Here is an 18,975-nt window from a genome sequence, read left to right as displayed (position 1 = left end):
GCGATCCAGCATCTGGCAGGCATGAAAGACTCACGCGTCATCGTCGCCATCAATAAGGACGAAGAAGCACCGATCTTCCAGGTTGCCGATTATGGTCTCGTCGGTGATCTCTTCACCGTGCTGCCGGAAATGGAAAAGGTAGTCTGATCTTTCCGACGGAGCGACAAAATAAAAAACCCCGCTTGCGCGGGGTTTTTGTTGCTTAGTCTGCCAGCACCAGCAGATCATGTGCCGCGAAATGCACGGTCACCTTGTCGCCGCGTTGCGGCGGCGGGTGGGTCGGATCGTTGAACGTGTCGAAGGACAGGCGGTTTTTGCCGAGCGCAACGCGCGTGCGGATAACCGAGCCGAGGAAATGCACATCTTCGATGGTCGCATCCAGCGATGTGTCGTGGCTCTTGCGCGCTTCAAGGCTGATGGCTTCAGGGCGCAGCGCCAGTGTCACCGGCTTGCCCTTCGGATGATGGCCAAGCGTGTCGCGCACGGTGATCATGCGGCCGTCGAGGTCGATGCCGTTCTTCTCCGGTTCACTGACCGAAGCTTCCAGCATGTTGAGCGTGCCCACGAAGGACGCCACAAAACGTGAGGCCGGACGGTTGTAAATGTCGAAAGGCGAGCCGATCTGGTCGGCGCGGCCTTCATGCATGACCACAATGCGATCCGAGATCGACAGGGCTTCTTCCTGATCATGCGTTACGAAAACCGTCGTGATGCCGAGCTTTTGCTGGATGGTGCGGATTTCCTCGCGCAGGCTGATGCGGATCTTGGCATCAAGCGCGGAGAGCGGTTCATCGAGCAGCAGCACCTGCGGCTTGGTGGCAAGCGCGCGGGCAAGCGCCACACGCTGCTGCTGGCCGCCGGACATCTGATAGGGATAGCGGTCCGCCAGATGGTCGAGGCGGATGAGGCCGAGCATTTCCTTCACCGTGGCGTCGATTTCCGCCTTCGGCTTGCCGGCAACGCGCAGGCCGAACGAAACGTTCTGCGCGACCGTCATGTTGGGAAACAGTGCATAGGCCTGAAACACCATGCCGATATTGCGCTGGTTCGGCTTGAGGTCGACCACGTCGGTGCCGTTGATCTCGATGGAGCCGTTATCCGGATCTTCGAAACCGGCGATCATTCGCAGCACGGTAGTCTTGCCGCAACCCGATGGCCCGAGGAAGGAGACGAATTCGCCCTTTTCCACGGCGAGGTTGAAATCGTGGACGACGGTATTGGCGCCGAAGCTCTTTTTCAGGTTCTTGATATTGAGAAAAGCCATGAACGTTACCCGGCGGTTGTCTTGAATTTATTGAGGCGCGAAACGAGCTGCAACATGATGATCGCCAGCCACGTAATGCCAAACGAAATGATCGCCAGCGCAGACGGTTCGTAAGCGCGGTTGGCGCCGACCAGCTGGAGATAGGGTCCGAAGGCCGGGCGGTTCAGAAGCGAAGCCAGCGTGAATTCACCGATAACGATGGCGAAGGTGATGAAGGCGCCGCTCATCACGCCCGAAATCACATTCGGGAAGATGACCTTGAACATGATGGTGGGCCAGCTTGCACCAAGGCTCTGGGCGGCTTCCGTCAGCGTATTCACGTCGATGGTGCGCATGGCTGTGTCAACCGCGCGATACATGTAGGGCAGCGACAAGGTCATATAGCCAAACATCAACAGCACGTCGGTTGCGCGTGTGGACGCGGTGAACGGCAGCCACGAAGACGAGTTGTAGATGCGCAGATAGCCGAACACGATGACGATGGCCGGAATGACCAGCGGCATCAGGGTGATGAATTCCATCACCGGGCGCAATTGCGGCAGGCGCAGGCGTACCCAATAGGCGGTCGGCACAACCAGCAGGACACCGAAAATGATGGTCAGAATGCCCAGCAGGATCGAATAGCCGAAGGTTGCCTGAAAATTCGGGTCCGTGAAGACGACGCGATAGGCGTCGAAGGAATATTCGCCGCGCCGCATGCGCAGCGAGAATTCGAACGTGCCGATGAGCGGCACGAGGAAGTAGACCGCGCCAATGAAGAAGGCGATCCACGCTCCAATTTTCTGAGCTGTCGAGCCTTTCATCGCTGCCACCTTTCGGCGCGCATACGCAGCCAGATATAGATCAGGTTGGATATTCCGGTGATGACGATCATGCCGAGCGCCAGCGCATAGCCGAGATTCTGGTTATGCAGAACGTCACCGCGGATCTGCGCATAGAGCAGGATCGGCACGATGTTGAGCGACGAGCCGGTCAGCGCATAGGCGGTTGCAATAGCGCCGAAGGCATTGGCGAAAAGCAACAGCGTCGTGCCGAGCAGGCTTGGCCACAGGATCGGGAAGGCCACCATGCGCCAGTATTGCGCATTGGTTGCGCCGAGGATCGAGGAAGCCTCGCGCCATTCCTTCTTCAGACCGTCCAGCGCTGGCGTCAGGATCAGCACCATCAGCGGGATCTGGAAGAAGAGATAGGTCAGCGTCAGGCCGAAGAAGCTGAGGAGGTTAAAGCCGGTCGAATAGAGATTGAAGCCGAACCACTCTCGCAGCAGGATCGTCACGAAGCCGGTACGCCCGAGTGTCGCCAGAAAGGCGAAGGCGAGCGGTACGCCCGCAAAGTTGGACGCCACACCGGAGAAGGTCAGAACGGTCGGGCGCAGCCATGACGGCAGATTGCCCAACACCACAGCCCAGGCCAGAAAGAAGCCGATGATTGCGCCACCGATGGCCGATGCAAGGCTGACCTTGATCGAAATCCAGTAGGCGCTCATGATCTGCGGCTGGAACAGGTCGTTGATGTTCTGGAGCGTGAAATTGCCCGCCGGGTCCTGAAACGCACCGATGATGAGATACATCGTCGGCCAGATCAGGAAGAGAATGGCGAAGAGGAAAAACGGCGCCACGCCAAGCCATGTCAACGGTAGTCGGCGTTTGCGAACGCTTCCGACCGGACTGGCTGGGGCTGCTGTATCGGCTACTGAACTCATGCGCTCTTTCTTCGGCTGTTCGTTTCGCACGCGCTGCATGCGGAAACAGGCAAGATACACGACAGATCCGTCGAGTAGAGGCCAAAAAACGGGAAAATCGGAATTGGACCAACCGGGAGATGCCCGGCTGGTCCAACACCTTTTTCACAGGTCCATCGTCAGAAACGAACGAAGTCGCTTACTTGACGTTGGCGCCGACGACGCTGTCCCATTCCTTGGTGATCGTTGCCTGTGCGGCGTCAATCTGTTCCAGGGTCGGGAAGATTGCCTTTTCATAGGCAGTAGCGTCCGGCAGCTTGTCGAGCAGATCCTTCGGGATCTTGCCAGCCTTGCTCATCGCGTTGAAGCGGATCGGGTGGCAGTAGCCCTTCAGATAGCCGATCTGGCCTTCATCCGAATAGATGTGTTCCATCCAGAGCTTGGCCGCGTTCGGATGCGGTGCGTAGGCGCTGATGGCCTGCACATAGACGCCGGCAATCACGCCCGTCTTCGGGATGATGGTGTCGACTTCCGGGTTGCCCTTCAGCGTGTCGCGGTCGGCGAGCGCGTTGTAATCCCAACGGATGACGATTGGCGTCGAGCCCTGTGCCAGCGATGCGGCCTTGCCGATAACCGGAACGAAGTTGCCCTTTGCATTCAGGTCCTTGAAGAATTCGAGGCCTTTCTTGCCAGCGGCTTCGCCTGGTTCTGCGCCAGCAGCAATACCGGCAGCGTGAACGCCGAGGATCGCTTGTGCCGAAACGCGCGGATCGCCAGCGAGCGAAACGGAATTGGCATAGTCGCTCTTAAGGAGGTCAGCCCAATCCTGCGGAGCGTCCTTGATGATGTCCTTGTTCACTTCGAAGGCCAGAACGCCGTAATAGTCGCCGTACCAGTAGCCTTCGGCATCCTTGGCGCTATCCGGAATTTCGTCCCAGGTCGAAACCTTGTAAGGCTGGATCAGGCCGTCTTTCTTGGCCGAGGTGCCGAAAGCAAAGCCGACGTCGATGACGTCCGGAGCCTGCGGGCCCTTATTGTCCTTGTTAGCCTTGATGGCTTCAATTTCATCGCCCGAACCGGCATCCGGGTTCAGTTCGTTGACCTTGAGGCCATACTTGTCCTTGAAGCTCTGAATGATTTCGCCATAGCCGCACCAGTCGTGCGGGAGTGCGATGGTGGTCAGTTCGCCTTCTGCCTTGGCTGCAGCGATCAGTTCGGCGGACGGCGCGGCAGCGGCGATGGAAACTCCGGCAACGGCGATAGCGGTCGAAAGCGACAGCAGACGCGCTGTATAGCTAAGCATTGTTTGACTCCCCTAATATAGGTCGACGAAAGCCCCCGGCCAATTCCGGAGCCCGCCTACCCGTTACCCGCCCGACATGACGGTTGGATGACAGTTTGCTGCTTGTCACAAATTGCCAACAGCAGAAAGTGAAACACGTTTTCAGTAGCTTAGCAATTCATCCCTGTGGGGAAGGGGCATTTTTATGACAAGAAATGTGACAGAAGTTTCGCGGTTGTCACATTTTGAACGGAAGCTGTTCCCGCTACGACAAGGATTTGCCTGCTCGCGGCGTGGTTGTGTTTTCCATCCCTTCAAACGAAAAAACCCGAAAGGCTTATGAACCTTTCGGGTTTCGTATGAAAGCTTAGGAGGATGCTTTCAGGGTGTCTTTTCCGATCCGCCGGATGGGTTAGTGCCCACCGCCGCCGCCACCGCCCGCTTGCTTGGGCTTGCGCAACAGGATGGCGCAGACGGCCAGCGAGCAGAACATCATCGTCAGGATGAAGAACACGTCGATGAAGGACAGGAGCGTCGCCTGTTGCCGGACCATGCCCGACAATTTGGCGATTGCGATGGTGGGGCCGTCGAGACCGGCGGCATTGTATTTCGCCGTCAGATTGGCGACCATCTGCTCGGCTTCCGCATTGCCCCAGCGCACATGTTCGGCAAGCCGGTCATAATGCATGTCGCCGCGGCGCGTCAGGATGGTGTTGATGACGGCAAGGCCGACAGCGCCGCCGAGGTTACGCGTCAGGTTGAAGAGGCCGGAGGCGTTCTTCAGCAGGGCAGGCGGCAGTGTGCCCAGCGCCAGATTGTTGATCGGCACCATGCACAGCATCAGCGAACAGCCGCGCAGGATCTGCGGGAGCAGCAATTCGTGGAAATCCCAGTCGGCGGTCAGGCCGGTGACCATCCACGTACCTGCGGCAAAGCCGAGGAAGCCGATCATCATCATCAGGCGCGGGTCCATGCGATTGGACAGGAAGCCCGCAACCGGCGCGGTCATGAACATGGCAAGACCGCTGACGAACAGCGCTTCGCCGATCTGCAACGCATCATAGCCGCGCACGCTGGCGAGATAGAGCGGATAGAGATAGGTGAGGCCGTAAAGCCCGACGCCCATGACGAAGGAAAACAGCGAGCCGAACGCGAAATTGACGTTCTTGAAGGCACGCAGATCCACGATGGGTTCTTCGGATGTGAAGGCTCGATAGAAGAACACGATGCCGCCGACCGTCATGACGATGGTCAGGATGAAGATGGCCTGATCCTGAAGCCAGTCGTTGCGCGGGCCTTCTTCCAGCACATATTCCATGGAGCCGAGGAAAGCAGCCATGCCGACAAGGCCCCACCAGTCGAACTTGCTCAGAAGCGAGCTGTCGCCTTCGTCGAAGTCGATCAGGTTCCAGGCGGCGATGGTGACCAGAATGCCGGGGCCGACATTGACCAGAAAAAGCCAGTGCCAGGAAAAGGCGTGGCTGAGATAGCCGCCGACTGTCGGGCCGATGGTCGGTGCAAGCGTGGCCACAAGGCCGATCATCGGCGAGACGATGGAACGCTTGGACGGCGGGAAGATGGTGAAAGCTGCCGCGAACACGCTGGGGATCATGCCGCCGCCGATGAAGCCCTGAATGGCGCGATAGACGATCATCTGATCGATGTTCGTCGCGGTGGCGCAGAGCATGCTGGCCAGTGTGAAGCCCGCCGCCGAAAGCGTAAACAGCACGCGCGTCGACAAGAGCCGCCCGAGGAAGCCGGACAGCGGGATCATGATGACTTCCGCGATCAGATAGGACGTCTGCACCCACGAGATTTCGTCGGAGCTGGCGCTCAGTCCTGCCTGAATTTCGGAAAGGGATGCCGAGACGATCTGGATGTCGAGAATCGCCATGAACATGCCGAAGACCATGGCCAGAAAGGCGACAGCCTTTTTGGGGTCGATGCGGTCATCCGCCGGGGCCATAGGCCCCATTGTCGTGTCTGCGGCCATGACGGCGCACTCCGGAATGAAGCATTTCCAGCAAAAGTGCGAAGCGGTTTTGCGTTGGATAATGCGTAAAAATAACGAGAGCGGTTCTGACGATTCCGTAAAACAGGAACCGCTCTGGAAGAGAAGGCGGCGCGGAACAAAAAAGCCGCGCCGCTGCTTATCCTTGCGACAGTCGTATCGTCGAACTGTTAGTTCGGCTTGTCTTCAGGGGCGGTACGCGTATCGATGTCCACCACAACGCTCAGACCTGCACGGATTTTGCCGGAGTCCAGCGCATCCTGCGGAATGGCGATACGGACCGGCACGCGCTGCACCACCTTGGTGAAGTTGCCGGTCGCGTTTTCCGGCGGCAGAAGCGAGAACACCGCGCCGGATGCCGGGGCAACCGAAACGACCTTGCCGTCAAACTTGGTACCGTCGATGGCGTCGACATAGATATGCGCCGTCTCGCCGGTCTTGATATGGGCGAGCTGCGTTTCCTTGTAATTGGCGTCGATATAGAGCTGACCGACCGGCACAAGTGCTGCGATCTTCTGACCGGCGGATACGAGGTCGCCCTTCTTGCCGGAGAGATTGCCGACCACGCCGTCAAACGGTGCGCGTAATGTAGTGAAGGCCAAATCACGGGCCGCTTTGTCACGAGCAAGTTCTAGCGATTTCGTGCCGCTGTCGGTTTCTTTATACTGCGCATTGAGAACGGCGATATTCGCCTTGGCAGAAGCGATCTGCGCATCGGCGCTTGCGACATTGGCGCGTGCCTGGTCGAGCGACGACTGGGCCGTGTCGAGATCGGCCTGAGCGACAAAACGCGTGTCGTGCAGTTTCTGCACGCGCGTCAAGGTGGACTGCGCATTGGTCAGGACGGCGCTTGCCGCCTGCTTCTGGGCTTCAGCCTGCTGCTCGGTAGCCTGGGCTGCGGTCGTCTGCGCGACGATGCGGGCCAGCGTTTCCTTTTGCGTGGAAAGCTTGGCTTCCGTCTCATCGAGTGCGATCTGATAATCGCCGGAATCAAGCTGGAAGATCACATCGCCAGCCTTGACATGCTGGTTGGCGACGACCGGAATATTGTCGATATAGCCCGTAACTTTCGGTGCAATGGACGCGATATCGCCCTGTACATAGGCGTCGTCGGTCGAAACCATGAAACGGCCTACGGTCCAATAATTATAGCCATACCAAAGGCCCGCGGCCACAGCGACGATCAAAACACCCGGCAGCACAACGCGCTTGCCGAAGCCCTTTTTCTCGCCACCTTTCACGGTTTCCTTATGCGGCGTCTCCTGTGGACGCGCATTGGGTACAGCGTGGGGCTGCGTTCTCTCGTTCTGCGGTGCATCGTTTGTCGCCGGAGCTTCGTCCGGCGTGAAGGCTTTGGCCGTCGGAAACTGGCGAATATCGGCCTGATCTACAGACTTCTTGGCAGTCATAGGAGAAACTTTCTGCACATCCAGTGGATTGAACCGCTCGGTTCGATGTTGACATAATCCAATAAGATGCGCATATCAAGTGATATCGAACCGCTCGGTTCGAAAAAAGTATAAGAGTTTAGTGATATGAAGCCCGAACGGCATACCGAAGGAAGCCCCGATACGCTCACCACGCCTGATCTGGATCGGCATGATGCGGGTGAAGTTGCGGCCAATTTCGTCAAGACGGGCTCAAAATCCGAAAAGCTGGCAAAGTCCGAAAAGTTCAAAGCCAGTACGCTCGCATGTGCGCCTGAAACCGAATGCGGACGCACGCGGCTTGGCGCCGGTCAGGACCCCGCAAAGCGCAGCCAGATACTGGAAGGCGCGCAAAGCGTATTCCTGCGCATGGGCTTCGACGCTGCCAGCATGAACGATATTACCCGTGAAGCGGGCGTGTCGAAGGGCACGATCTACGTCTATTTTAACAGCAAGGAAGACCTGTTCGTCGCTTTGTGCGAACACTACCGCCACACCATGTTCAGCACCCTGATCGGCAAGCTGGACAATGGTTTCTCCAATCGCGAGGAACTGACGGAGTTCGGTATTGCGCTGGTGACGTTGATTACGTCTTCGACCGCCATTCGCGCGCAGCGCATCGTTCTGGGCGTCAGCGAGCGCAAGCCGGAGCTTTCCGCCCGTTTCTATGACCGGGGTCCGAAGCGCAGTCTGGTCGCCATGGCCGTCTATCTGGAGAAGATGATCGAGGATGGCGTTCTGGAGCCGTTCGACGTCGATCGGGTCGCCTACCAGCTCTCCGATTTGTTTCTGGCCGGGCTTTATCGCCCGCGTCTCTTCGGTGTGATTGCCGACGAGCCATCAGACGAAGCCATCCGCAAAAATGTGGAAACGGCGGTGGATTTCTTCTTCAGGGCTTACGGCAAGACTAGTTAAGGGCGTATTTGTTCCAATTGGGAACAAGCTTTTTGAAACTGTGCCTTATTTTCACTCTGTTCTTGTGTGTAACAACTTGCGGCACAATAATTGCGAGTTGCCATGAGGCGTATTTTTTTTGTCACTTATAAACAATTAAGCAGTTTGTCGGGCGCGATTCGAAACATAGTCGCCAGCAGGACATAAGGCGACGGACCGAAAGCTTAAGCGGCTTGATTCTTAAGGATATTTCGCATGACTCTTGACCTGATTCATTTTCCAAATTTCAAGAAGACTTTTTTCGGAGCAGCATTTCAGAGCGATACGCTCACACTTTTGACCCGCATCCGCGATGAAGTCGGCTGCCGGCACATCATGCACGCCTATCGTGGCCGCATGAATGAGTGTGCCAAGCTCAATTCCAACGATCTGACGCTGGTGATGACCGTTCCGACCGCCTGGTCGGCGCGCTATTCGACGAAGAACTATTTCGCCATTGATCCGATCTTCCAGGAAGATGCGCCCTATTTCTCCAACGACGGCAGCGGTATCGTGCATGATCTGCAGGAAGACGCCAATATCTGCCCATCGGTTGCGGAACTGCTGCAGGACGCTGAAAAGCACGGGCTCGGCAATATTTTCATTGCTGTTTCCGCGCGCAATCCCAAAGGCGCTTCCGGCTGCACGCTGTTCTCGTTCGAGATCGACAAGGACGAGGATCGTGAGCAATTTGTGACCAAGCTGCGTCCGCGTCTGCTCAGCGTGTCTGGCGTGATCCACAATGCGTTGTGCGGCCATAAGGACGCCAGCTCGGTGGCAAGCCTGCTCACACCGCGCGAGGTGGATTGCCTGCGCTGGGCGGCCAATGGCAAGACCGACGGCGAGATCGCTGATATTCTCAGCATCGCCCGCTGGACGGTGGTGACCTATCTGCAAAACGCGAAAATCAAGCTGAATTGCTCCAACCGCACGTCGGCTGTGGCGACCGCTCTGTCGCTTGGCATTATTGAAATGCCGGGCACTGAGCATCTTATGTAATTCAGCAATTGCCGGCTCGGTGACGGGCCGGTCAAGATGCGTCCGGATAGACCGGAAGCGCTGACTATTTTGATTTACTTTGTTTTACTAATTGCATTTTCAAACGCGGGGCGCCCAGCCCCGCTGGAAATAAACTAGCCGCTTAAACTGCTTGATGACACCGGATGCGTTTGCTCGCGTCCGGTGTCATTTTTCAAGCCCGCATTGTCCCGCGCAAAACCGCTTCGCACTTTTGCTGGAAATGCTTTAAGCCCGCTTCTTCAGGGGCAGTCTGGCTTCGCGGAAAGCGTTTCGCAGGCGCGCCGTGTTGTTTGCGGGGTCCTGATCTGCGTCTTCAAAGGTGATGTGGTTCAACTCCACGCCAGCCGTTTTGTCCGTCAGGATCAGGCGGAAATAGGCATAGACGCCCTGATTGCGGAATTCCATATCCAGCACGACAGAAGGTGGTGATTGCCAGTCGCAGCGATAGTCGCCGCCATGGCCTAGTTCCAGCGTACCGGGAAAGAAATAAAGCTCTGTCGCAGAGCTGACAACATCTGCAATATTGGCAAAAAGCTCGCAGCGGATGAAGGCAATGTAATCAGCTGGATCGACGAGACGCAGCTCCGTCACCACTTCATGCAGGTTCTCGGCGATGATCGCTTCACGTTCGTTGGAAAATTGCAGACTCTTCATCGTGTCACCATCGATCGTTGAGAACAGGCCAATAATATTTGGGAATAGGGCAAAGTCATAGCTATACCATTAGTGTACTGTATGCCGCGTATTGATGATGCGGATGAGTTCGGCAACGGCTTTATAGAATTCCGGTGCGATCATCTGGTCGACATTCACCTGTTTATAAAGTGCGCGCGCCAGAGGCACGTCCTCGAAGACTGGTATCGAGTGCTGGGCGGCCACTTCTCTTATCTTGAGCGCGATCAGATCCTGCCCCTTTGCAACGACGACCGGTGCGGCGTCTTCGTTCGGCTTGTAGCGCAGTGCTACGGAGAAATGCGTCGGATTTGCGACAATCAACGTGGCGGTCGGCACGGCGCTGATCATACGGCGGCGGGCGCGATCACGTCCCAGTGAGCGCAGGCGCGATTTGACAAGTGGATCGCCTTCCGACTGTTTCAGCTCGTCTTTGACTTCCTGCCGCGTCATGCGCAGTTCCTGCCGCCAGTGGATGCGCGACCAGGCAAGGTCGAAGGCCGCGATGGCTGTAATGGCCAGCACATTGGCGACCAGAAGGCGCACCATGTTTTCACGCAGGAATTCCGGCAGGGCGCTCGGTTCGGTCGCAACTGCATCCGTGAACAGGCTGTTGCCCTGAAAGAAGACGATGAACACGATGAGGCTGGCGGCGAGAAACTTTGCCACCGATTTCAGAAATTCCACCTGACCGCTGCGCCCGAAAATGCGCTGCCATCCCTTGAGCGGCGAAATGCGCGAAGCCTGCGGGCGAATGCGCTCGCCGACAATGCGTGGCGCGTTCTGGAAGACCGATGAGGCGATGCCTGCCAGCGGAATGATGATGAAGACGGGGACGAGTGCTGCGCCAACAGCCAGCGCCAGTACGCTGAACAGGCGGCTTGCGTCTTCCGCGCTGTTGAGAACCCAGTCCTCGGGACGGTCGATCAGTTCGCGCAGGAACATGGCAAGCTTTGTCGTGGCGGGAGCGGCGACAAAGACGGCGATGACCAGAAACGAGGCGACGCCAGCGAGGATCGGCGTTTCGCGGGAGAAGGGCATGTTGCCCTTGTCCAAAGCGTCGCGGATCTTCTGCTCGGTCGCTTCTTCTGTTTTGCTTTCCTTATCGGTATCGTCCGCCATGCGTCACACCGGCCTCAGGCAGAAGCTTCGTTCGCGTCGAGGGTGATGATGCCGCGCTCGGAAAGATCAATGGCAATGCGCGAAATCGTGCGGCGTGCGTCGGCGATATTCTGGGCAGTGATATTGCCCTGCTCGGCGCCAAGCTCCGTTTCGACCATGCGGCGGCCACGGGTGGAGAGCGAGGACAGAACGAGTTCCTGAAGCTTCGCGTCTGCGCCACGCAGCGCCGTTGCGATCTGTTCGGTCTGCACTTCATCGAAGAGCAGCAGGCGCGCGCGTTGCGACAGGCGCTCGATATCTTCGAAGGTGAAGAGCTTGGCCTTGATGCGATTGAGATCGTCGCGGTTGAGATCCTCAAGGCTTGCCATCAGTTCTTCCATCTCGCTCTTGTCGAGCTGATTGAAGATATTGGCAATCTGGCCGTGATGGGCTTTGACCGGACCGGAATCGCTGCGGCCCAGAAGATCGCGGCGCAGCACATCTTCCAGCAGCTCGGCTGCGGCGGGCGCGACATTGCCGATATGCAGCGAACGCTGGACCACGGCATTGCGCAGTTGCGGCGGCAAGGCGACAAACAGGCGCGCGGCAAGGTCTGACGGCAATTTGGAGACGATAAAGGCGATGATCTGCGGATGCTGGTCGGCCAGATAGGCTTGCAGGCTGTCGACCGGCAGGCGACCCAGCTGCACCCAGACCGATTCCTGCACCAGCTGCGGCTGCACGCGTTCTTCGAACACGGCATCCACTTCTTCCTGTGGCAGCGTATCGCGCAGCAAGCCTTCGAAGCGTTGCCCGGCTTCCGAAACCGGCGCGCCCTCGGCGAACGAGTCCTCGAACTCCTTCACGAGCTGTTCGAAATCCAGCGGCGAGATCGGGTCCAGCGTGCGGGCATGACCGGCAAGCTTGCGCAGATCCTCGGCGCTGAAATGCTTGAGAAGGCGTGACGCAGCCGGGCGGCCGATGGCCACAAGAATGGCTGCTGCCTTTTGCGCGCCGCTCAGCGTATCGATGATGCCGCTGGCGCTTTCTTCAGCGAGGTTTTGCTGCTCTTTGTCGGTCATGGAGATGTCCGGGCCGTTCCGTTACTTGCCGATGATTTCGGTGAGGCTGACGCCGAAACGCGAAGAATCGTCTTCGAGCACGATGACTTCACCGCGTGCGATCACGCGTCCGTTCACGACGATATCGACCGGATCACCGATCTGCTTGTCGAGGGTGATCACCGCGCCGCGACCGAGCTTCATCAGATTGGCCACCGGCATGGTCGTGCCGCCGAGAACCACCTGCACATCAACGGGAATACCCATGATGAGTTCGAGATTGGGCTTGGAAGCACCTTTCTGTGCGCTACGCGGCTTATCTTCGCGCAGTTCCTCGATGGCTTCGTCCAGTTCCTGCTGCATGTTCTTGTCCTTGTTGTCAGCGCTCATGCCTGCCCCGCAATTTCAACGGTTGCCTTGCGGACCGCGCGATGCACGAACACCGGCAGCGCATTCTTTTCTTTTTGCTCGACGACTGGTTCGCGGTTGCGAACGGCACTGTCGGCGACGGTGCGCGCTTCGCGCATGTCGCGGGTCAGCGCCTTGCGCAAGCGGTTCAGCTCTTCGATGGCTTCTTCCATCTCGCGACGCACGCGCTGCGTTTCGCCAAGGCGGGCTTCCAGCTTCACATTCTCGTCGACAAGATCGGTGCGCTCGCTCTGGATCGCCTTCACGGCGCGTTCCAGACCATTGGAGGCAGCCGCGACGCGCAGCGCCAGCACCTTGCCGAGCTTGATCGTTTCATTGGCCTTGCGACCGACCACGATCAGCGCGCCCAGCGAAGCAAGAGCCATCAGCGTGGAAAGAATATTAGCCAGCAACAAGCTCATCGATGAAATCCTCTTCCTGATTGACCGGGTCGCCGACCTTGACTGTGAAATGAATGCCCGACTTGCCGAGCGAGCATTTGAAAAGCTGCTGGTTGCCAGCGCGCAGACGCACCTGCTCCATGGCGTCGGCAGGCAGCTTCAACACCTGTCCGATTTCCAGTTTGGACAGCGCGTCCAGCGTCATCGAACCTTGCTGAATAAAGGCTTCAAGCTCGATGCGGGCGCGGCTGACTTCATTGCGCAGTTTCTTGGCCCAGGTCGGATCGGCCTGATTCATGGGGCGGCGCAGAAAAGCGGCGACGGCGTCCTGCATCGGCTTGTGGGTGCTGCGTGGCAGCAGAAGATGCACCTGTCCGGTCTTGCCTGCAGCCGTCACATCGATCCGGCAGGCGAAAAGACGCGAGCGTTCGAAATTGGTGCGGTCGAATTCAGCGATGTCGACGCATTCGCCGGCGGCGAACATCGACTGCGCGCTACCCACCCAGCCCGACAGGGCGCCCGTATTGAACACCTGATCCAGCGCACCGGCGAGATGACCGGCGAGAAGGGCGGAAATCTTGTGTTCGACCATGCCGAACGGGCGCTCGACGTCAACATTGCCGAGATTACCCTGTGCGCCATACATGGCTTCGATGATCGAGAAGACCAGCGGCGCATCCACAGTCAGATAAAGTGTCGAGCCCCAGCGTTCCACCTTGAGCGGCGCAATGATGGCTGCGCTGTCGAGAATGGCGGAGAAAGCCGCGTCGTCCGCGCTTTCCACCGCACCGGTCTCAACTTCAAAAGCCGCTGCGCAACCATGCTTCAAGCGCTCGCAGAAATGCGTGGAGGCATCCTTGAACACATGGGCAAGCGACTTCAGATCGTCGCCGGACAATCCGGCTGCGCGCAGCAGATTGTCGGCCAGCACGTCATTCTTGCGGTGTTGTTCCGACGTGGTCGCTTCAAGGGTCGATTCGGGGGCCGTTTCGGACGTTGTCATCTTATGCGGCCTGCTGTGTCGGCGCGCTCGCCATGGTCTCCTGCTCGACCACATCGATGGTCGGGCGGTCGTAAGCGGAGATGGTCTTGCGTCCGTATTCCACGGCGATCTGTGGCAGCGAGCCGTTCATATAGGCAAGCAGCGTCTGCTTCACGACGACATAAAGACGGTTCTTCTTCTCGCGGGTCGATTTGATCTTCGTCGCGATGGGGCCGACAACACCGTAGGAAAAGAAGATACCGGCGAAGGTGCCGACAAGGGCCGCACCGATCAGGTGACCGAGCACTTCCGGCGACTGGTCCAGCGCGCCCATGGCCTTGATAACGCCGAGAACAGCGGCAACGATGCCAAGCGCTGGCAGGGCTTCCGAGATCGTGACCATGGCCTGATAGGGCTTCAGCTTGTCGCGGGCGATGGTGTGGATTTCCTCGTCCATCAGCGCTTCGATTTCGTGCGAGCGCACATTGCCGACAATGATGAGGCGGCAATAATCGCAAATGAAGTGGGTGAGATCTTCGTTTTTCAGAACACTCGGATAGGCCTGAAAGATCGGCGATTCCTTGGGATTGTCGATATGGACTTCGACTTCATTGCGCGACTTGGCGCGCAATTCTCGCATCAGGCTGTAGAGCAGGCCCAGAAGGTCGAGATAATCGCGCTGCTTGGGCACGGCGTTGCTGAACGCTTCCATGCAGGCGCGGCCGGTATCCTTCACCAGCGAAAACGGATTGGCAACGAAGAACGTGCCGAGCGCCGCGCCCAGAATGATGACGAATTCCCAAGGCTGGATGAGCACGCTGACATGTCCGCCCATGGCGATAAAGCCACCCAGCATACAGCCCAGTGTGATGGCGAGACCAATGATAATGCCCAAAGCCCGAGACTCCCGCAGAATAGTTCGTTGAATCAAACATAGGCAGCGCGGCTTGCGCGAAACTTGCCGATGATCGCCCGACGGTCACCGAGCTTCATCAGCTTCGGACAAGCTTGGTCTCGCATAAAGGATGGAACTATCAGCAGGGGGTTATGCACATGGTCGATACGATGACGAGCTATCGCCTGATCGCGTCGGATATGACGCGGTCTTTGCAGCGCGTTTCGAAAGAACCGGTAGTGTCTCGGGAAACAGCGTATTTCCAGGAAAACATCGGCAATGTGAAATCGATCGACGATTTCATGTCGGATACCCGTCTTTTCAATTATGCGATGAAGGCGTTCGGTCTGGAAGACATGGCCTATGCCAAGGCCTTCGTGCGCAAGATTCTGACAGAAGGCGTCACCAGCGATGACGCCATGGCCAACAAGCTGACCGACAAGCGGTACAAGGAATTCGCGACCGTTTTCGACTTTGCGGGCAAGGGCGCCGAGGCGACCCAAAGCACCGATGTGCAGCAAGGTGTCGTGGACAAATATCTGCGCCAGACACTTGAGACCGAAGCGGGCGGGCAGAACGAAGGCGTGCGTCTGGCGCTCTATTTCGAGCGCAAGGCTTCGAACATCACCAATGCCTATGAAATCCTCGGCGACAAGGCTTTGCTGACCACCGTGCAGACGATTTTCGGCTGGCCTGCGACCATGTCGAATGCTGATGTCGACAAGCAGGCGAAGATGCTTGAGGCCAAGATCGACTTTTCCAAAATGTCTGATCCCGATTACGTGTCGAAACTCATTTCGCGCTTCACAGCCATGTATGAAATGAACAATCCGACTGCGAGCAGCCCGGCGTCAATCGCCTCGTTGCTGCTCGGCAGCGCGTCATCGGTTGGCATATCGACCGATATTCTTACCACCTTGCAGAGCTTCAAGCCGGGCGGTCGCTGATCCATGCAGAATAATTCGATCTATGTCGGGCTTTCCTCGCTCATTACGCTTGAACGGCGAATGGATTCGATTGCCCAGAATGTCGCCAATGTTTCCACCGTCGGTTTCCGGGGTGAGGGCACCAAGTTCGATTCGATTGTCTCGAAAAAGGCAAGCGACGATGTGAGCTTTGCCAGCGCGGGCAAGAGCTATATCCGCACGGAGCCCGGCCCGTTGGTCAAGACGGACAACCCGCTCGACATTGCCGTCAAGGGTGATGCGTGGCTGTCGCTCAACACACCGCAGGGCCAGATTTACACCCGCGACGGGCGTATGAAGATGCTTGCGACCGGCGAGCTGGTTTCGATGATGGGCTATTCGGTGCTCGATGTTGGCGGTGCGCCGATGATGCTCAATCCGGATGGCGGTGCGCCCAAGATTTCCGCCGATGGCGCGGTTTACCAGAATGGCGCGCAGATCGGTTCTCTTGGCCTTTATTCCATTCCCGCCGATGCCGAGCTGAAATATGCGGGCAATTCCGGCGTGATTCCCAACAAGGCTGCAACGCCGGTATTCGACGATAATAGTGTCGGCGTCGTGCAGGGCATGATCGAAGGCTCGAATGTCGACGCCATGACGGAGATGACGCGTCTCATCAGCGTCAGCCGCGCCTTTGAGCAGGTCAATAATCTTTTGACCCAGCAGGAAGCGACCGTGTCTGACGCCATCAAGACGCTGGGCTCCAAAAACGGATGACGCCAGATCTACCGCTCGCGCGGCTTGCCGCCTTTGCCCGTCAACAGGCCGTGGAGCCGAAGCCCTTATCCGGCATCGGCGGCACGGTCAGCGATGTGTCACGCTCGGCTATCGCCGTGCGGGGGCTGTCGCGCGATGCGCGGCTTGGCGATGCGGTAGCGATCAGGGCCGCGAACGGCACCAGTCTGGCGGAAATCATCCGCGTTGCGGACAGGCAGGTTCTCGTAAAACCCTTCGATGACCGGATCATTCCCTCATTGGGGGCCGCGGTGTTCGAGGAAGGTCAGCTCAGCATCCGTCCAGCGCTCGAATGGCGCGGGCGGGTGCTCAATGCGCTGGGGCAGGCGATTGACGGCAGGGGCGCGCTTCTGCCCGGTCCGCGTCCGATGGCGTCTGAAAATCTGGCGCCGGCCGCGCTGCGCCGGGGCCGTGTGGATCGCGGCCTTCGCACCGGCGTTGACGTGATCGACATTTTCACGCCGCTTTGCTTCGGCCAGCGCATCGGCATTTTTGCCGGTTCCGGCGTCGGCAAATCCACGCTGCTGGCCATGATGACGCGTGCTGCCGATTTCGACACGGTGGTGCTGGCGCTGACCGGCGAGCGCGGACGCGAAGTGCGCGAGATGCTGGAAGAAACCATGGCCGGCCATCTCGACAAGACCGTCACCGTCGTGGCAACCGGCGATGAAAGCCCGATGATGCGCCGTCTCGCACCCAACACGGCGACGGCCATTGCGGAATATTTCCGCGATATCGGCCAGAATGTCCTGCTGATTGTCGATTCCGTCACACGCTTTGCCCATGCGGCGCGCGAGGTGGCGATTGCAGCGGAAGAACCACCAGTTTCGCGCGGTTATCCGCCGAGCGTGTTCAGCCAGCTGCCGCGACTTCTGGAGCGTGCAGGGCCGGGCAGCGCCGATTCAGGCGGCAGTATTACCGGCATCTATTCGGTGCTCGTCGATGGTGACGATCATAATGATCCGGTATCCGACACCATACGCGGCACGCTGGACGGCCATATCGTGCTCGACCGTACGATTGCAGCGCTGGGGCGCTTTCCGGCGGTTGATGTGCCGGGTTCGGTTTCGCGTCTCGCCAAGCACAACTGGACGGCCGAACAGCGCAAGCTCGTCAGCCAGCTTCGCAGCATGGTGGCCCGCTTCGAGGAAACGCGCGATCTGCGCGCCATTGGCGCGTATCAAAAGGGACATGACGGAATTCTCGATCAGGCGGTTGATCTCGTTCCGCGCATCTATGATGCCTTGCAGCAATCCCCCGAGACACCGCGTTCAGACGATCCCTATCAGAAACTCGCCGCCGCGTTGCGCGGGGAAAAACAGGCATCCAATCCATGATGACGGGCAACAAGAACCGACGCAAAAACGCCGAAGAAAAGATTCTGGCCGATCTGGAAGCGGAAGTGGAATCTGTCGCCGCGCAAGAGGGGGGCAAGCGACCGCATAGCAAGGTCGACCGCTATCTGAAGATTGCGGCGGTTACGCTGGCTGCCGGTTGCGCCATGCTGCCTTTCATCACCTATCTCCAGCGTATCGAGCTTGCGCCAGCCGAGAAGGCGGAACGCAAGATCATCGATCCGCTGGACCGTTCGGAACAGAAGACGGTGCGCCGCTTTCCGTCCTTTCGCCCCTCGGATCGTGTTGCCCCCAGTGCGGATATCGACAACACCATGACCGGCTCGGTCATGTCCAACGGCAAGGGCCTGCCGGGCACCGGCGCTGGCACTGGCGGCGAGGGCGGCGGTGACGGACAGGCTTTCCCGAAGCCGGTCTTTGCGCTGCGCGAAGTCGTTGGCGGCATGGCGATGATCGAGGATACGTCTGGCTACTGGTTCGTGGAAAAGGGATCGCTGCTGCCGGATGGCAGTCGTCTTGTTTCCATCGGTCAGGGCTCTGGAACCTGGCAATTGACCACGTCGTCGGGCGACGTGATTGAAATGCGGAGGTAAGGCAGTAGGGCAGTAAGGGAATAGGGGAGTATGTTGGCCTTGCGCTATCAGCATTCTTTCTGACGCAACGATATACCATTCCCAAAAAACATATTCCCTCACTCCCCTATTCCCCTACTCCCTTAACCCCCGCAAGCTTGACGCAAGTTCCGCCCCGTAAATTAACGAACGGTAAAGGCGGGAAACTCC

General features: G+C 58.3%; 19 protein-coding genes and 1 pseudogene. 7 read left to right on the top strand and 13 right to left on the bottom strand.

Annotated elements, in window-relative coordinates:
- Positions 1 to 147 (top strand): annotated as a pseudogene (locus tag FHW03_RS24815) (electron transfer flavoprotein subunit alpha/FixB family protein); the annotation flags it as partial.
- A gap of 55 nt (positions 148 to 202) precedes the next feature.
- On the opposite strand, the gene FHW03_RS24810 reads toward FHW03_RS24815, so the two are convergent.
- The 6 genes from FHW03_RS24810 to FHW03_RS24785 form a co-directional block, all read right to left on the bottom strand.
- Positions 203 to 1,264 (bottom strand): ABC transporter ATP-binding protein, encoded by a 1,062-nt coding sequence (locus FHW03_RS24810; protein WP_182523089.1) that lies wholly within the window; start codon positions 1,262 to 1,264, stop codon positions 203 to 205.
- A gap of 5 nt (positions 1,265 to 1,269) precedes the next feature.
- Positions 1,270 to 2,067, bottom strand: a complete 798-nt coding sequence (locus FHW03_RS24805; RefSeq protein ID WP_078340844.1) for an ABC transporter permease — start codon at positions 2,065 to 2,067, stop codon at positions 1,270 to 1,272.
- A complete protein-coding gene (locus tag FHW03_RS24800) occupies positions 2,064 to 2,966 on the bottom strand; it encodes an ABC transporter permease subunit (protein WP_138787279.1) in 903 nt (300 codons plus the stop codon). The genes FHW03_RS24805 and FHW03_RS24800 overlap by 4 nt, the downstream gene beginning before the upstream one ends.
- 178 nt (positions 2,967 to 3,144) lie before the next feature.
- Positions 3,145 to 4,248, bottom strand: coding sequence for an ABC transporter substrate-binding protein (locus tag FHW03_RS24795; protein WP_182523088.1), 1,104 nt, complete (start codon positions 4,246 to 4,248; stop codon positions 3,145 to 3,147).
- Between the two features lie 391 nt (positions 4,249 to 4,639).
- Positions 4,640 to 6,220 (bottom strand): DHA2 family efflux MFS transporter permease subunit, encoded by a 1,581-nt coding sequence (locus tag FHW03_RS24790; RefSeq protein ID WP_182523087.1) that lies wholly within the window; start codon positions 6,218 to 6,220, stop codon positions 4,640 to 4,642.
- Positions 6,221 to 6,408: 188 nt separating this feature from the next.
- A complete protein-coding gene (locus FHW03_RS24785) occupies positions 6,409 to 7,647 on the bottom strand; it encodes an HlyD family secretion protein (protein WP_182523086.1) in 1,239 nt (412 codons plus the stop codon).
- A 126-nt stretch (positions 7,648 to 7,773) separates the two neighbouring features.
- On the opposite strand from FHW03_RS24785, the gene FHW03_RS24780 reads away from it, so the two are divergent.
- On the top strand, positions 7,774 to 8,580 hold the full coding sequence (locus tag FHW03_RS24780; RefSeq protein WP_182523085.1) for a TetR/AcrR family transcriptional regulator: 807 nt from the start codon (positions 7,774 to 7,776) through the stop codon (positions 8,578 to 8,580).
- A 234-nt stretch (positions 8,581 to 8,814) separates the two neighbouring features.
- On the top strand, positions 8,815 to 9,597 hold the full coding sequence (locus FHW03_RS24775) for a LuxR family transcriptional regulator (RefSeq protein ID WP_182523084.1): 783 nt from the start codon (positions 8,815 to 8,817) through the stop codon (positions 9,595 to 9,597).
- A 246-nt stretch (positions 9,598 to 9,843) separates the two neighbouring features.
- On the opposite strand, the gene FHW03_RS24770 is transcribed toward FHW03_RS24775, so the two are convergent.
- From FHW03_RS24770 to motA, 7 genes are all read right to left on the bottom strand, one after another.
- The gene (locus FHW03_RS24770) at positions 9,844 to 10,272 is read right to left on the bottom strand and encodes a hypothetical protein (RefSeq protein WP_182523083.1); all 429 of its coding nucleotides are present in this window, start codon (positions 10,270 to 10,272) and stop codon (positions 9,844 to 9,846) included.
- Between the two features lie 69 nt (positions 10,273 to 10,341).
- Positions 10,342 to 11,412, bottom strand: a complete 1,071-nt coding sequence (gene flhB, locus FHW03_RS24765; RefSeq protein ID WP_182523082.1) for a flagellar biosynthesis protein FlhB — start codon at positions 11,410 to 11,412, stop codon at positions 10,342 to 10,344.
- A 14-nt stretch (positions 11,413 to 11,426) separates the two neighbouring features.
- Positions 11,427 to 12,473, bottom strand: a complete 1,047-nt coding sequence (locus FHW03_RS24760; RefSeq protein ID WP_182523081.1) for a flagellar motor switch protein FliG — start codon at positions 12,471 to 12,473, stop codon at positions 11,427 to 11,429.
- 21 nt (positions 12,474 to 12,494) lie between these two features.
- Positions 12,495 to 12,842, bottom strand: a complete 348-nt coding sequence (gene fliN / locus FHW03_RS24755; protein WP_078340853.1) for a flagellar motor switch protein FliN — start codon at positions 12,840 to 12,842, stop codon at positions 12,495 to 12,497.
- Positions 12,839 to 13,282, bottom strand: coding sequence for a BAB2_0123 family type IV secretion system effector (locus FHW03_RS24750; RefSeq protein WP_182523080.1), 444 nt, complete (start codon positions 13,280 to 13,282; stop codon positions 12,839 to 12,841). Before FHW03_RS24750 ends, fliN begins: the two co-directional genes overlap by 4 nt.
- Positions 13,263 to 14,264, bottom strand: a complete 1,002-nt coding sequence (locus tag FHW03_RS24745; protein WP_182523079.1) for a FliM/FliN family flagellar motor switch protein — start codon at positions 14,262 to 14,264, stop codon at positions 13,263 to 13,265. Before FHW03_RS24745 ends, FHW03_RS24750 begins: the two co-directional genes overlap by 20 nt.
- Position 14,265: 1 nt before the next feature.
- Positions 14,266 to 15,138: a flagellar motor stator protein MotA gene (motA, locus tag FHW03_RS24740; protein ID WP_109367899.1), complete on the bottom strand. Its 873-nt coding sequence runs from the start codon at positions 15,136 to 15,138 to the stop codon at positions 14,266 to 14,268.
- A 158-nt stretch (positions 15,139 to 15,296) separates the two neighbouring features.
- Between motA and FHW03_RS24735 the strand changes: the two genes are divergently transcribed.
- Genes FHW03_RS24735 through FHW03_RS24720 form a run of 4 tightly spaced genes read left to right on the top strand, consistent with a single transcriptional unit; the run spans position 15,297 to position 18,786 of the window.
- Positions 15,297 to 16,085 (top strand): DUF1217 domain-containing protein, encoded by a 789-nt coding sequence (locus FHW03_RS24735; RefSeq protein ID WP_182523078.1) that lies wholly within the window; start codon positions 15,297 to 15,299, stop codon positions 16,083 to 16,085.
- Between the two features lie 3 nt (positions 16,086 to 16,088).
- Complete coding sequence (gene flgF / locus FHW03_RS24730) at positions 16,089 to 16,820, top strand: flagellar basal-body rod protein FlgF (protein ID WP_182523077.1); 732 nt, start codon at positions 16,089 to 16,091, stop codon at positions 16,818 to 16,820.
- A complete protein-coding gene (fliI, locus tag FHW03_RS24725; protein ID WP_182523076.1) occupies positions 16,817 to 18,175 on the top strand; it encodes a flagellar protein export ATPase FliI in 1,359 nt (452 codons plus the stop codon). The genes flgF and fliI overlap by 4 nt, the downstream gene beginning before the upstream one ends.
- On the top strand, positions 18,172 to 18,786 hold the full coding sequence (locus FHW03_RS24720) for a hypothetical protein (protein WP_182523075.1): 615 nt from the start codon (positions 18,172 to 18,174) through the stop codon (positions 18,784 to 18,786). Before fliI ends, FHW03_RS24720 begins: the two co-directional genes overlap by 4 nt.
- Positions 18,787 to 18,975: the final 189 nt, after the last annotated feature.

This window comes from Ochrobactrum sp. RH2CCR150, assembly GCA_014138095.1.
Lineage (GTDB): Bacteria > Pseudomonadota > Alphaproteobacteria > Rhizobiales > Rhizobiaceae > Brucella > Brucella gambitense.
Note: the sequence above shows the minus strand (reverse complement) of the source record. Positions and strands in the feature narration are given on the sequence as shown.